Annotated in this window: 12 protein-coding genes; 8 read left to right on the top strand and 4 right to left on the bottom strand. The window is 65.5% G+C overall.

The window, feature by feature from the left end; all coding sequences use genetic code 11:
* The first annotated feature begins 10 nt into the window (after nucleotides 1-10).
* Complete coding sequence (locus G9408_RS02575; protein WP_168453420.1) at nucleotides 11-1,198, top strand: penicillin-binding protein activator; 1,188 nt, start codon at nucleotides 11-13, stop codon at nucleotides 1,196-1,198.
* A 165-nt stretch (nucleotides 1,199-1,363) separates the two neighbouring features.
* Nucleotides 1,364-1,900: a translation initiation factor IF-3 gene (gene infC / locus G9408_RS02580; RefSeq protein WP_039572576.1), complete on the top strand. Its 537-nt coding sequence runs from the start codon at nucleotides 1,364-1,366 to the stop codon at nucleotides 1,898-1,900.
* A gap of 139 nt (nucleotides 1,901-2,039) precedes the next feature.
* Here infC and G9408_RS02585 read toward each other — a convergent pair whose 3' ends face one another.
* Nucleotides 2,040-2,741: an NRDE family protein gene (locus tag G9408_RS02585; RefSeq protein WP_168452563.1), complete on the bottom strand. Its 702-nt coding sequence runs from the start codon at nucleotides 2,739-2,741 to the stop codon at nucleotides 2,040-2,042.
* Nucleotides 2,742-2,906: 165 nt separating this feature from the next.
* Here G9408_RS02585 and G9408_RS02590 point away from each other — a divergent pair, with 165 nt between their 5' ends.
* A complete protein-coding gene (locus G9408_RS02590; RefSeq protein ID WP_168452564.1) occupies nucleotides 2,907-3,344 on the top strand; it encodes a hypothetical protein in 438 nt (145 codons plus the stop codon).
* Nucleotides 3,345-3,516: 172 nt separating this feature from the next.
* Here the strand turns inward: G9408_RS02590 and G9408_RS02595 are convergent, their stop codons facing one another.
* The 3 genes from G9408_RS02595 to uvrB form a co-directional block, all read right to left on the bottom strand.
* A complete protein-coding gene (locus G9408_RS02595; RefSeq protein ID WP_168452565.1) occupies nucleotides 3,517-5,034 on the bottom strand; it encodes a S10 family peptidase in 1,518 nt (505 codons plus the stop codon).
* 103 nt (nucleotides 5,035-5,137) lie between these two features.
* Nucleotides 5,138-6,106, bottom strand: coding sequence for a Gfo/Idh/MocA family protein (locus G9408_RS02600; RefSeq protein ID WP_168452566.1), 969 nt, complete (start codon nucleotides 6,104-6,106; stop codon nucleotides 5,138-5,140).
* Between the two features lie 7 nt (nucleotides 6,107-6,113).
* Entirely contained in the window at nucleotides 6,114-8,300 is a 2,187-nt protein-coding gene (gene uvrB / locus G9408_RS02605) for an excinuclease ABC subunit UvrB (RefSeq protein WP_168452567.1), read from the bottom strand.
* A gap of 88 nt (nucleotides 8,301-8,388) precedes the next feature.
* Here uvrB and G9408_RS02610 point away from each other — a divergent pair, with 88 nt between their 5' ends.
* The 5 genes from G9408_RS02610 to G9408_RS02625 all read left to right on the top strand — a co-directional run bounded on the left by G9408_RS02610 (nucleotide 8,389) and on the right by G9408_RS02625 (nucleotide 12,908).
* On the top strand, nucleotides 8,389-8,901 hold the full coding sequence (locus G9408_RS02610) for a DUF3617 domain-containing protein (RefSeq protein ID WP_168452568.1): 513 nt from the start codon (nucleotides 8,389-8,391) through the stop codon (nucleotides 8,899-8,901).
* Nucleotides 8,902-8,972: 71 nt separating this feature from the next.
* On the top strand, nucleotides 8,973-9,170 hold the full coding sequence (locus G9408_RS16520) for a VOC family protein (protein ID WP_235957441.1): 198 nt from the start codon (nucleotides 8,973-8,975) through the stop codon (nucleotides 9,168-9,170).
* Entirely contained in the window at nucleotides 9,100-9,390 is a 291-nt protein-coding gene (locus tag G9408_RS16525; RefSeq protein WP_408021859.1) for a VOC family protein, read from the top strand. The genes G9408_RS16520 and G9408_RS16525 overlap by 71 nt, the downstream gene beginning before the upstream one ends.
* A gap of 550 nt (nucleotides 9,391-9,940) precedes the next feature.
* Complete coding sequence (locus G9408_RS02620; protein ID WP_168452569.1) at nucleotides 9,941-11,704, top strand: tetratricopeptide repeat protein; 1,764 nt, start codon at nucleotides 9,941-9,943, stop codon at nucleotides 11,702-11,704.
* 31 nt (nucleotides 11,705-11,735) lie between these two features.
* Nucleotides 11,736-12,908, top strand: coding sequence for a serine hydrolase domain-containing protein (locus G9408_RS02625; RefSeq protein ID WP_168452570.1), 1,173 nt, complete (start codon nucleotides 11,736-11,738; stop codon nucleotides 12,906-12,908).
* The last annotated feature ends 27 nt before the right edge of the window (nucleotides 12,909-12,935 follow it).

Here is a 12,935-nt window from a genome sequence, read left to right on the forward strand (position 1 = left end):
GACGCCGAAAATGGCAGAAACTGCTGCCGAGCGCCAAGCATATGCATCGCCGCGGCGGCAGCTGCTGCGCGGACTCGGCGCGGTGGCGATGGCGGGGTTGCTCGCCGCGTGCCAGGTGGTGCCGAAAAGCAATGGCCCGGCGACGCCGCCGCCGCCCGAAACCCCGACCGACAATGTCGGGCCGGGCCTGCCGACCGACACCGATCGCCACCGCGTCGCGCTGCTGGTGCCGCAGACCGGCGCCAACGCCGACGTCGGCACCGCGATCGCCAACGCGACGACGCTGGCGCTGCTCGATTCGCGGACCGAGCGTGTGCGCATCACCACCTACGATACCGCGCTGGGCGCCGCCGCGGCGGCGCGGCAGGCGGTGGCCGATGGCAACAAGCTGATCCTCGGTCCGCTGCTCAGCGAAGATGTCGCCGCGGTCGCGCCGATCGCGCGCGACGCCAAGGTGCCGGTGCTGAGCTTCTCGAACGACAGCAGCGTCGCGGGCAATGGCGTGTTCATCATGGGCTTTGTCCCCGGCCAGTCGGTCGAGCGCGTCGTCGCTTTTGCGCGCGGCAAGGGGCATCAGCGCTTTGGCGCCTTGGTGCCGAAGAACGTCTATGGCGACCGTTCGGTCGCGGCCTTCCGCAGCGCGGTCGCCGCCGCGGGCGGGACGCTGGTCGCCGTCGAAAGCTATGACCGCAGCGCCACTGCGCTGACCGGCGCGGCGCGGCGGATCGCCAATGCCGGCGCGATCGATGCGGTGCTGATCGCCGACAGCGGCGGCAATGCGATCCGCGCGGTTCCGGTCATCAAGGGCAGCGGCCCGCGCCAGATCCTGGGGACCGAGCTGTGGAACACTGATGCGTCGCTCGGCAGCAGCCCGGTGATGCGCGGGTCGTGGTTCGCCAGCGTGTCCGACGGGCTCTATGGCCAGCTGGCGGGGAAATATCGCACGCGCTTCGGCAAGGCGCCGTACCGGCTCGCCAGCCTCGGTTATGACTCGGTGCTGCTGACCGTCCGGATTGCGCGCGACTGGAAACCCGGCACCAGCTTTCCGGTGAACCAGCTGCTCGCGGCCGACGGGTTCGGCGGCATCGACGGCATTTTCCGCTTCAACAACCGCGGCATTGCACAGCGCGCGCTGGAGGTCAGCGAGATCGGCGCTGGCGGCTTCCGCGTCGTCGATCCGGCGCCGACAAAATGGTGATCGGCGTGGCCTGACCGCCACAGTCGGCCCAAAAAGCGTCGCCTGAATGTCACGCGCGGCCTTTACGGCGCGTGCGCGTTCACTATATGAACATGGCGTGCGTGGATCGCGCTGATTCCGCGCGCCACCCGTCCACGATCAGGAGATACAGCTATACCACCGCCCATGACTCGCCGCCCGATGGCGCCGATGCCGCCGAAAAACGGCCCGCGATACAATGAATTCATCGCCTCGCCCAAGGTCCGCGTGATCGACGAGGAAGGCGAAAATCTGGGCGTGATGCTGACCGCCGAAGCGATCGAACAGGCCGCCTCCGTCGGGCTGGACCTGGTCGAAGTCTCCCCGAACGCCGATCCGCCGGTGTGCAAATTCCTCGATGTGGGCAAGTTCAAATACGAAGCCCAGAAAAAGGCGAACCTGGCGCGCAAGAGCCAGAAGACGCAGGAAATCAAAGAGATCAAGATGCGTCCGAACATCGACGATCATGATTTCGATGTGAAGATGCGCAAGGTTTTCGACTTCCTGGAGGAAGGCGACAAGGTCAAGATGACCATGCGCTTTCGCGGCCGCGAGATGAGCCACACCCAGCTTGGCCTGAACGTGCTCCAGCGCGTTGCCGAACTGACGTCGGAAATCGCGAAGGTCGAGGCGCATCCGCGCACCGAGGGCCGTCAGATGCTGATGGTGATCGCGCCGAAGTAAGCAATTCGATCCTCCCTGTCGCGCAGCGATGGGGAGGGGGACCGTCCCCGCGAAAGCGGGGATGGTGGAGGGGCCGCGTTATAGCCCCTCCGTCAGCGCTTCGCGCTGCCATCTCCCCATCGCTGCGCGACAGGGAGGATTAGGCGTCAATCCGAAATTCCAGGGCGGTCGTTCCGATGGGGCGGCCGCCCTTTTCGTATCGGCGCTCGATCATTTTCGCCGTGCCGTCCGCCGCCGCCACAACCAGCGTCGACGCGCGCGTGCCATAGACGTCGCCGCGCAGGAACAGCGCCGGGTCGCTTGTCGCGGTCAGCGTGTCGAGCAGGCCTTCGGGGTCTGCGCGCGCTTCGACCACCGCGGCCAATGCGGCGCGCAGGCGCTCGGCGCGCGGGCAGGGCGTGTCGACGGGCTCGTTGGCGAGCGCGTGGACACCAGCGCCGAGCGTGGCGATCTGCGGCAGCGGCCGATTGGTCAGCAAGCGTACCCGCTCGCCGTCGACAGCCAGCAGGTTGAAGGCGTTGAAACCGTCGAGGTCGGTTGCGGCCGGATCGGCAAACCGCCCGTCACCGCGCAGCATGTCGGTGACGAGCGCGCCGCGCGATTCCTTCGCCGGATCGGGCATCGCGCCGCGCACATTGGTGACCACGACCGCGCGGCCGCTCGGCGCATGAACGCCAAGCCACGTCCCGCCCGCCTGCAAATCGCGCCCGGCGACGATACCGCTGCCATCGTCCCATGGGTGAAGCGGCGCGGCGGCGCGCGCGTGAAATTCGTCGCGGTTGCCGATGAGGATGAGCGGCCAGTCGGGGTGGACGCGGTGGGCGAGGGCGACGACGCACATGGCGCGCCTATCGCGATCTCGGCGCGGCTTGCCAAGCGCCTTGGCAGGTCGCCGCGACATCTTTGTTTCGGTCACGCCGCCAGTGTGTTATATCATTAGCGCACCGACGTTGCCGAGGGGCGCGGCGGTCTGCGCGTTACAATCTTTCTGGGGAGGGAGATCATCATGACCGAAGCTGGAAAAACGCCGTGGCACTTGTGGGTCGTCGGGATCATATCATTGCTGTGGAACGCGTTCGGCGCGTTCGATTACGTCATGACAAAGCTGAAGAACCCCGATTACATGGCCGCCTTCACCGCGGAGCAACAGGCGTATTTCTATAGCTTCCCGCTATGGGCGAATGTCGGCTGGGCGCTGGGTGTTTGGGGGTCGGTGCTGGGGTCAATGCTGCTGCTCGCGCGCAGCCGGCATGCGGTGACGGCATTTCTGGTTTCGCTCGTCGGCCTGGCGATCAGCAGCGTCTATCAGTTCGGCATGCATTATGGCGATTTGCAGCGCATGTTCGGGACGTTCCCGATGATCTTTACCGCCGTAATCTGGGTGATCGTGATTGCGCTGTTCCTGTATGCCCGGGCGCAGGCGGCGAAGGGTGCGCTGCGGTAAGTTGCTTTTAAATCCTCCCTGTCGCGAAGCGATGGGGAGGTGGCAGCCCGCAGGGCTGACGGAGGGGCAAAGACGCAACGTCGCGGCCCCTCCACCGCCGTCTGCGGCGGCGGTCCCCCTCCCCATCGCTTCGCGACAGGGAGGATTATATGGCCGCAATTCGCCGCGGCTCCTACCGCGCCCGAATAAACGCGCGCACGTCCGCCGACAATTTGCTGCGGTCCTCGTCGCGGATATACATCATATGGCCCGCGCCATAGTAAGTGTAGGTGATCCGGTCCTGCGGGATGCCGGTGCGTGACAGCGCGTATTCGGCGGCGAAAAAGGGCGTCGCGAAATCATACCAGCCCTGTGCGACGAGCACCTTCAACCCCGAATTTTCGCGCAAGGCCTGCCCGATATAGGGTGCGACGTTGAGGTACGCGTTGCTGTCGCGGCCGCCGATGCGCCAGTCCCACTGGCCGCCGATGCCGCCGATCGACTGATATTCGCGGTCCGTCTTGAACCCCAGCCCGTCGCGGCTCCAGCTGTTGATCGCAGCGGTGTAGCTCGCGTCGATGCCATAGAAGCTCGGATCATTGTCCGGCCCTTCGCCCGCATTGTCATAATCCTTGCCCGTATAACGACTGTCGAGGCGGCCGACGGTGAGGCCTCGGTCGCGCAGCAATTCCTTGTAGAAGCGCTGCGGCGTCACGCGGAGGTCCGCCTGTTCGAGATAGGTCTCCGAAAGCCCCGTGAAGCGCGCGAGCTCGCGGCGGATCGCGGCGCGCTCCTCGCCCTGCAATTTCTGTCCCTTGAGCAGCGCGGTGGCATAGGGGCCGATCGCCCACTGGCGCGCTTCCTCGGCAAAGGCTTCGGGCGAAGTGCCGGTCGCCTTGCCGTGATAGAGCGCGGTCACCGCCATCGACGGCAGGTTGGTGATCGGCGACAGCTCGTTGCCCGGCGTGTCGGCGCCCGCCGCGAAATCGAGCACGGTTGAAATCAGGATCAGCCCGTTGAACGCGACGTCATTATAGGTCGCGTTCATCAGCTGGTGCGCGACCGCGGCGGTGCGCGTCGTGCCATAGCTTTCGCCGCCCAGATATTTGGGGCTGTTCCAGCGGCCATTGTCGGCGAGCCAGCGGCGGATCACCTCGGCCACCAGCTTGGCGTCCTGCGTCACCCCATAATAATCCTTGGGGTCGGCCTTGCCGATCAGGTGCGAAAAGCCCGTCCCCGGGGGGTCGATGAACACGACGTCGGTGACGTCCATCAGTGCGTCGGGATTGTCCACGATCGGATAGGGCGGGGCGCCGTCGTCGACCCCGGTGCCGGGGATCGCGGCGCGCTTCGGCCCGAACGCGCCCATCATCAACCAGACGGTTCCCGACCCGGGGCCGCCGTTGAACAGGAAGGTGACGGGGCGGTTCGGGTCGCGCGGTTCCTTGACGTAGGAGGTGGTGACGACGGCGACTTCGGGCACGCCGTCCTTGTTCTTGATGATCGTCTCGCCGATCGTCGCGGCGTAATTGATCCGCTGACCGCCGAAGGTGCCGCTGAGTTTCGTCGTGCGGACCTGCGGTTCGTAATCGGCGGGCTTTTCGGCCTTTGCCTTCGCGGCGCCAGCATCGTCGCGCTTGTCCTGCGCATGAAGCGCGGCGGGCGCGGCGACGGCGAGCGCCAGAGCGATAAGCGACAGACCCGATTTCATATTTTCCTCCCCGGTTGCGACGCGGACGCTAGGCCGCGCACGGGGAGGAGACAAGGTTACTTGTCGGTTACAAAGGGACTTTGGTCGAAGGGATATCGCGCGATCACCGCCGCAACAAGATCTGGTCCATCACCCATGCGGTGTGTGCGCCGCTTTCGCCCGTCGACGGATGCAAAGCCCGCCCGGCGAGGTGGTCGCGCATCGCTTCGACGTGGAAATATTGCACGGCTGGAGGGTTTTCGATGATGCGTTCGACCATTTCGTCGCCGCGGACCAGCCGCAGCGGTTCTTCGTCGAAGATCGAGAAGGTGATCCGGCCCGTGCAGCCCGTGATTTCGACGCGGTCCTGCCGGTCTGCGGCGCCGAAGTTCCAGCTGCCCGAACCGGTGACGCCGCCGCCGTGCAGCCAGCAACCCGTCACCGCGTCCGCCGCGCTGTAGCGGCCTTGCTGGTTGACCGCGAAACCCGCGACGTCGGTCACTTCGCCGAACAGCCAGCAGAAAAGGTCGAGGCCGTGGCTTGCGAGGTCGTCGAAATAGCCGCCGGGGGCGACTGCCGCGTCGACGCGCCAGTTGTCCCCGGCAAGGTCGGCGGGGCTGGCGGCCTTGGTCAGCGTCCAGTGGACGTGCCGCACCGCGCCGATTTCGCCGTCGTCGAGCCACGCGCGGATCTGCCGAAAGCGGGGGAGCGAGCGCCGATAATAGGCGATGAACAGCGGCACGTCCTGTGCGGCGAAGGCATCGCGGATGCGCACGCAGGCGGCGTGATCGGGCGCCATCGGCTTTTCGATACAGCACGGCTTGCCCGCGCGGGCGACGGCAAGCGCATAGGCTTCGTGGCTGTCGGGCGGCGTCGCGATATAGACGGCGTCGATTTCGGGCGAATGGATCAGCGCCTCGGCGCTCGCGAACACATGCGGCACGCCATGGCGCGCGGCATAATATTCCGCTTTCGCCAGCGTGCGGTTGAACACGCCGTGCAGCGCGAAACCCGCGACCTGCTGGTAGGCGGGGCCGCTCTTGCGCTCGGTCACGCTGCCGCAACCGATCATGCCCCAGCGGATCATCGTCATCGAGCGGTCACCGCCCCCACTTCGTCTTGCTTTGCTTGCCGAACCGCCCCTTGCGCGTCCCCGGCTTCCCCTCGTTCGAGCGCCCGACCCTTGGCGCGACCTGCTCATCCGGCGGCAGGCCCAGCTCGTCGGCCTCGAGCTTGCGGATCTCGTCGCGCAGGCGGCCGGCTTCCTCGAATTCGAGGTCGGCGGCGGCGTCGCGCATCCGCTTTTCCAGATCCTGGATGTAGGCGCGCAAATTATGCCCGACCATATGCGCGGGCTTGTCGTCGCCGATGTCGATCGTCACGCCGTCCTTCGACGCGACATGCGCGATGATGTCGCCGATGTTGCGCTTGATCGTCTGCGGCGTGATGCCATGTTCCTTGTTATAGGCTTCCTGCTTTTCGCGGCGGCGGTCGGTCTCGCGCATCGCGCGTTCCATGCTGCCGGTGATGCGGTCGGCGTAGAGGATAACGCGGCCGTCGACGTTACGCGCGGCGCGGCCGATCGTCTGGACGAGGCTGGTTTCGCTGCGCAAAAAGCCTTCCTTGTCGGCGTCGAGGATCGCGACGAGCCCGCATTCGGGGATGTCGAGCCCTTCGCGCAGCAGGTTGATGCCGACGAGCACGTCGAACACCCCGAGCCTCAAGTCACGGATGATCTCGATGCGCTCCAATGTCTCGACGTCCGAGTGCATGTAGCGGACCTTCAGTCCCGCCTCATGCAGGAATTCGGTCAAATCCTCGGCCATGCGCTTGGTCAGCGTGGTCACGAGGGTGCGGTAGCCTGCGGCAGCGGTTTTCTTCGCCTCGGCGATCAAATCGTCGACCTGTTCCTCGACCGGCTTGATCTCGACCGGCGGGTCGATCAGCCCGGTAGGGCGGATCACCTGTTCGGCGAAGACGCCCTGCGTGCGGTCCATCTCCCATGTCCCGGGGGTTGCCGACACGCTCACCGTCTGCGGGCGCATCAGATCCCATTCGGCGAAGCGCAGCGGCCGGTTGTCGATGCAGCTTGGCAGGCGGAAGCCATATTCGGCGAGCGTGATCTTGCGGCGATGGTCGCCCTTTGACATCGCGCCGATCTGCGGGATCGTCTGATGGCTTTCGTCGACGAAGAGCAGGGCGTTGTCGGGCAGATATTCGAACAGGGTCGGCGGCGGTTCACCGGGCAGGCGACCGGTCAGGAAGCGGCTGTAATTTTCGATCCCGGCGCAGCTCCCCGTCGCGGCGATCATTTCGAGGTCGAAATTGGTGCGCTGTTCGAGCCGCTGCGCCTCGAGCAGTCGGCCTTCGGCTTCGAGCTCCTTCAGGCGCTCGGCGAGTTCGTGGCGGATCGCCTCGGTCGCCTGCTTCAGCGTCGGGCCCGGGGTGACATAATGGCTGTTGGCATAGATGCGGACGCTGTTCAGGCTCGCGATCTTCTTGCCGGTGAGCGGGTCGAATTCGGTGATCTCCTCGATCTCGTCGCCGAAGAAGCTGACGCGCCACGCCATATCCTCATAGTGCGAGGGGAAGATTTCCAGGCTGTCGCCGCGAACGCGGAAATTGCCGCGCGCGAAGGCCTGGTCGTTGCGCTTGTACTGGAGCGCGACGAGCTTGCGGATGATCTCGCGATTGTCGGCGACCTGACCTTTTTTGAGGTCGAAGATCATCGCCGAGTAAGTCTCGACCGACCCGATGCCATAGAGGCACGACACCGACGCGACGATGATGACGTCGTCGCGTTCGAGCAAGGCGCGCGTCGCCGAGTGGCGCATGCGGTCGATCGCCTCGTTTACCGAGCTTTCCTTCTCGATGTACGTGTCGGACCGCGGCACATAGGCCTCGGGCTGGTAATAATCATAATAGCTGACGAAATATTCGACCGCATTGTTCGGGAAGAAGCTCTTGAATTCGCCATAGAGCTGCGCCGCGAGGATCTTGTTCGGCGCCAGGATGAGCGCAGGACGCTGCAGCTCGTCGATGACCTTTGCCATGGTGAAGGTCTTGCCCGATCCGGTGACGCCGAGCAGCACCTGATCGCGTTCGCCGGTCAGCGCGGTATCGACGAGTTCGCGGATCGCGGTGGGCTGGTCGCCGGCTGGTTCATAATCACTAACCAGTTCAAATCTTTTGCCCCCTTCGACCTTGTCGGGGCGCGCGGGGCGGTGCGGGACATAGCCCTCCGCCGTGTCGATTTCATCGAGCGATGTACGAATCTGAATTGCCATTGTCGCCAATATGGTATCGATGGGGCGGGTCCACAATCGCAATGAGTCCGCCACAGAGCAGGCAGCGGCAAGTCACAGGAGACAGGGTATGAAAAAGATTTTGACGATTGCAGCTCTCGGCGCGCTCCTGGCGGTCGCGGGCTGCGGCAAAAGCGAAAATGCCGGCGGCGCGGTGAAGCGCGAGGCGGGCAACTGGAAAACCGACATCAAGCTGGTGAAGTTCGAAGTTCCCGGCATGCCGCCCGAAATGAAAGAGGACATGGCCAAGATGATGGAAGGCGCCAGCGGCATGGACCAGTGCTTCACCCAGGAGCAGGTCGACAAGGAAGACATCGCCGCGGAACTGGCCAAGGGTCCGGGCAATGGCGGCGAATGCAAATGGTCCAAAAAGGACATTGCGGGCGGCAAGATCGACATCGCCGGAACCTGCACTGCCAATGGCCAGACCGTCGACATGGCGATGAACGGCACGATGGAAGCCAAGAAATCCGACGTGACGATCACGACCAAGGGCAAGGTGCCGACTGGCGGTGACATGGAAATGGTCATGCAGATGACCAGCACCCACACCGGACCGTGCAAGGCGCCGGCAACGACTTGATCTGCGAGGTAATTGCCAATCGATTGGGGCGTCAGCAGAGCTGACGCCCTTGTCATGTCCATATCGTGTCGATGCTGAAAAGGAGTCCGGGAATGCTGGGTTATGTGACGATGGGAACCGACGACATCGATCGCGCGCGCGACTTTTACGCCGCGCTGCTCGGGACGATCGGCGCCAGCGAATTGATGCGGATGTCGGATGAAGACAAGCTTTACGCTCTACGCGACGAGCTGGGGGCAGCCGGGGATCGCGGTGACGCGGCCCTATGATGGCCAGCCGATGCATGCGGGCAACGGACATATGGCGGCGATCGTCGTTGACGAGCGCGCCAAGGTCGATGCCCTCCACGCGAAGGCGTTGCAACTGGGCGGGACGTGCGAAGGGACCCCGGGGGTGCGCGGCGACGACGGCGATCAGGCCTTTTACGCTGCCTATTTCCGCGACCTTGACGGCAACAAGCTCTGTGCGTTTCGGATCGGGCCGGCCTGAGTTTGGCCGCATGGCTTGACCGCCGATCGGCACCGTTGTTGATCGGTTTGTTCGCGAAATCGCTACGGTCGCGCTCGCGGTCGGCGTGTTGGTGGGCGCCGATGTGGCCAAGCGCGCTGCGCTTATGCAAAGCCTGAGGCGCCGCCGCCGGTCCGGGATCGACTTGCCGGACGCGTGACAGGTGGGGCTGCCATGCATCCGGCGAAGTCTTGAACTGAGGCCGAAGGGGGTCTGAAGAACGCCAGGGACCAGCTCGCATTCTTCGCCTGTCAGCCTCAACATCGCGGCCCTGTAGGAAAGCCGCGACGTTGAAAGAATGACAGAATTGCGAAAGTGCGGCAGTTACAAGGGGTCACACGCGCTGATGTCGCCATTTGATAACCCTTTATTGACCCTGTTTCGAATTTCATCGTTCCAGATTGGCGGCTCATCGTTCTTCTGATATGGCGGCGGGCCTTCCTGTTACCGTTACGTGGAAGTAACAAGGACTGGTCGCGCGACTTGATTGGCGTATCACCCGCACCGCCCGTCAGGGGCAATCGAGGGTAGCATGGACCACGCGAAAGCGAACGATACTCAGGGTACCGGGGACACCGACCGGATTATCGCGGAAGAATTGGAGCGTTTGCTCGAATCCCCGATGTTCGTGCGGTCGCCGGTGTTGACGCGCTTGCTGCAGTTTCTGGTCGAGCATCGGCTGCGCGGCGGACGCAGTTCGCCCAAGGCCTATGCGATCGCGACCGAGGCGCTGGGGCGCAGCGAAGATTTCGACCCTGCGGTTGACAGCTATCCGCGCGTGATGGTCGGGCGCCTGCGCAGCCTGCTCGACCGCTACTATGCCGAAACCCCCTGGATCCATCGTTTGCGGGTGCCGCAGGGGAGCTACGAGGTCGTCGTCCAGTACCGCGTCGCGCCGCCCTCGCGTTCGATCGACGAGCCGGGGAGCGAGGATGACGTCAAGGCCGCCGCGCGCGCCGACGCGGCCGGGGCACCGCTTCCACCGGGCGCGCCCGGCCGTTCGCAGCCTGCCGACGGGCCGCGCTATGGCCGCTGGGTCGTCGCGCTCGTCCTGCTGGCGCTCGCGATATTTGCCTTGTGGTCGCTGCGCAGCGGGCCGGAGCGATTGTTCGTCAGCGATGCGCAGCCGATGCCGCTCCTCGATGTGAGCGAGCCCGTCGCGGGCAGCACCGCGCCATCGCGCGCCTTGGCGCGCGCGCTCGACGGCAAGCTGCGCGACGGTCTGCGGCGGTTCGATCTGGTCGATCTGCTGAGCTCGCAGGCGCCGGGCGGCGCCGCGCCGCGCACCGCCGACTATCGGCTCGACACATCGCTGGTCCGCGACCTTGATGGCAATGCGGAAGTGACGCTGGTGCTGAACCGCGTCGCCGATCAACGCGCCATATGGTCGCAGCGAATCCGCGTGGCCGACCCCGACACGCCGCAATTTGTGTCGATGGAGCCGCTGATCGCCCAGATTGCGGGCGATTATGGCGTCATCGTCCGCGATCAGATTCAGCGCCAGCCGGACAATTTTGCGCCCGGCTTTCCGTGTCTCGCGCAGTTCAACCGGTTGCGCCAGATGCGCAATCCGTCGGGCGCGAAGCAGGTCGATGTCTGCCTGCGCGCGACGCTGAAGCGGGACGACCGCGACCCGGTGGCGCTTGCCGCGCTGTCGCTGCTGCGCTTTGGCGACTGGCAGCCGCAAAGGGCAACCCCCGCCGGACGCACGGCGTTTGCCGAAGCGCGCGCGCTGGCGCTCAAGGCCTATGAAGCCAGTCCCAACTCGTCGGCGGGGCTTTTTGCCATGGCGCGGGCGAATTTCTATGTCGGCAATTGTTCGGGCGGCAACACGATGGGCGACGCCGCGCGGCGGCTCAACCCGTTCGACCCCGACATTTCGGGTTTTCTGGGGCTGTTCAAGATCACGTGCGGTCAGGCCGCCGAGGGCGAAATATTGCTCCGTCGGTCGCTGGCGCTCGACGACAGCTATCCGGGCGTTCCCGCGGTGACCCTGGCGTTCATCCTGTCGCAGCGCGGCGAACAGGCCGAAGCGCTGACCGTGCTCGACCAGATGCCATCGCCAAGCAATATGGAGCCGCAATATCTGATGGTCCGCGCGATCGTCACCGCGCGGCAAGGCGACGTCACGGCGGCGCAGGCGCATTGGCGCCGCTTGCTGGCCTACACCCGGCAACCCGAAGACGCCGCCCCCGAAGCGGTGCTCGGCCGCTTCATGATCACCCCGGTCGTGATCCAGCGTGCATCGGCGGCCTTGCGCGAATCCGGCGTCGTTCCTCTCCGGCCCGTGTCTTGACGCACTGAAAACCGCCAAGCACAACGGGCCGATGCTGCTCGCGTTTGCCTTGCTCGCCTCTGCGCCGTCGGCGCCTGCCGCGGTCGCGGTCGATTTTGACCGCGACGGAAGAATCGCGACGCGCGTCGTCGTCGGGCAGGCCGACCGCGCGAGCGGGCGTCCGCTGACCGCGGATGATCCGGTCCGCATCGCGTCGGTATCGAAACTGGTCGTTGCGCTCGGCGTGCTGCGTCTGGTCGAGCAAGGGCGCCTTGACCTCGATCGCGACGTTTCGGACTATCTGGGCTGGCGGCTGCGCCATCCCGCTTATCCCGACCAGCCGATTACGCTGATCCAGCTGCTCGGCCACCGGGCGGGGCTGGCCGACAATATCGACTATGCGCTGCCGCTGGGCGCCGATCTGGAACAGGCGTTGCAAGACCCGGCGGCGTGGGACGCACCGCGCCCGCCGGGCGGCGATTTCGTCTATGCCAACCTCAACTATCCCGTCGTCGCCGCCGCGATCGAAGGCGCGACGGGCGAGCGTTTTGACCGCGCGATGGCGCGGCTGGTGCTGCGCCCGCTCGGCATCGACGCCTGTTTCAACTGGCCGACGTGCAGCGACGCCGCGGTTGCGCGCGCCGTCGTGCTGTACGGCGCCGACGGTTCAGCCGTGCGCGACGACATGCAGGGCATCCGTCCCGCCTGTCCGGTCGTTCCGGCAAGCGACGGCAGCTGCGACCTTGAAACCTATCGGCTCGCGCGCCACGGCGCGGGGTTCAGCCCGCAGGGCGGGCTGCGCATATCGGCGAACGGATTGGCGCGGATCGGGGTCATGCTGCTGCGCCGCGGCGAGGATTTTCTGACCCCCGCGAGCCTCGCGCGCCTCGAAGCGATGGCACCGGTCCGCCCGGCGACGGGTGAGGGGACGGGCGGGTTTTTCTGCGAATATGGTGCGGCGATGCACAGTAACGGGACCGGTGCGGCGACCGGGGCGGGGTGCCGCGACGACCTGTTCGGCGACGGGCGGCGGCGGCTCGGCCATTCGGGCGACGCCTATGGATTGCGATCGGGGCTCTGGTACGATCTTGAAGCGGGCAATGGCACCGCCTATTTCGTGACGCAGGTGCCGAACGGACAGAAGGGGAGGCGTTCGGCCTATAGCGCGGCGGAGGAGGAACTGGTCGCTACCAGCCCTCTTGCCAGCCCCGCCGACGGACACTAGGGCAATTTCCAACATTCACGGCTTAGT

It is taken from the genome of Sphingopyxis microcysteis (genome assembly GCF_012274265.1).
Classification (GTDB): Bacteria; Pseudomonadota; Alphaproteobacteria; order Sphingomonadales; family Sphingomonadaceae; genus Sphingopyxis; species Sphingopyxis microcysteis.

Excerpts from the sequence above, each read along its gene's own strand:
- G9408_RS16520 (WP_235957441.1), top strand. The coding sequence starts at position 8,973 with ATGCTGAAAAGGAGTCCGGGAATGCTGGGTTATGTGACGATGGGAACC.
- G9408_RS02575 (WP_168453420.1), top strand. The coding sequence starts at position 11 with ATGGCAGAAACTGCTGCCGAGCGCCAAGCATATGCATCGCCGCGGCGG.
- infC (WP_039572576.1), top strand. The coding sequence starts at position 1,364 with ATGACTCGCCGCCCGATGGCGCCGATGCCGCCGAAAAACGGCCCGCGA.
- G9408_RS02595 (WP_168452565.1), bottom strand. The coding sequence starts at position 5,034 with ATGAAATCGGGTCTGTCGCTTATCGCTCTGGCGCTCGCCGTCGCCGCG.
- G9408_RS02625 (WP_168452570.1), top strand. The coding sequence starts at position 11,736 with ATGCTGCTCGCGTTTGCCTTGCTCGCCTCTGCGCCGTCGGCGCCTGCC.
- G9408_RS16525 (WP_408021859.1), top strand. The coding sequence starts at position 9,100 with ATGAAGACAAGCTTTACGCTCTACGCGACGAGCTGGGGGCAGCCGGGG.
- G9408_RS02585 (WP_168452563.1), bottom strand. The coding sequence starts at position 2,741 with ATGTGCGTCGTCGCCCTCGCCCACCGCGTCCACCCCGACTGGCCGCTC.
- G9408_RS02590 (WP_168452564.1), top strand. The coding sequence starts at position 2,907 with ATGACCGAAGCTGGAAAAACGCCGTGGCACTTGTGGGTCGTCGGGATC.
- G9408_RS02610 (WP_168452568.1), top strand. The coding sequence starts at position 8,389 with ATGAAAAAGATTTTGACGATTGCAGCTCTCGGCGCGCTCCTGGCGGTC.
- G9408_RS02620 (WP_168452569.1), top strand. The coding sequence starts at position 9,941 with ATGGACCACGCGAAAGCGAACGATACTCAGGGTACCGGGGACACCGAC.
- G9408_RS02600 (WP_168452566.1), bottom strand. The coding sequence starts at position 6,106 with ATGACGATGATCCGCTGGGGCATGATCGGTTGCGGCAGCGTGACCGAG.
- uvrB (WP_168452567.1), bottom strand. The coding sequence starts at position 8,300 with ATGGCAATTCAGATTCGTACATCGCTCGATGAAATCGACACGGCGGAG.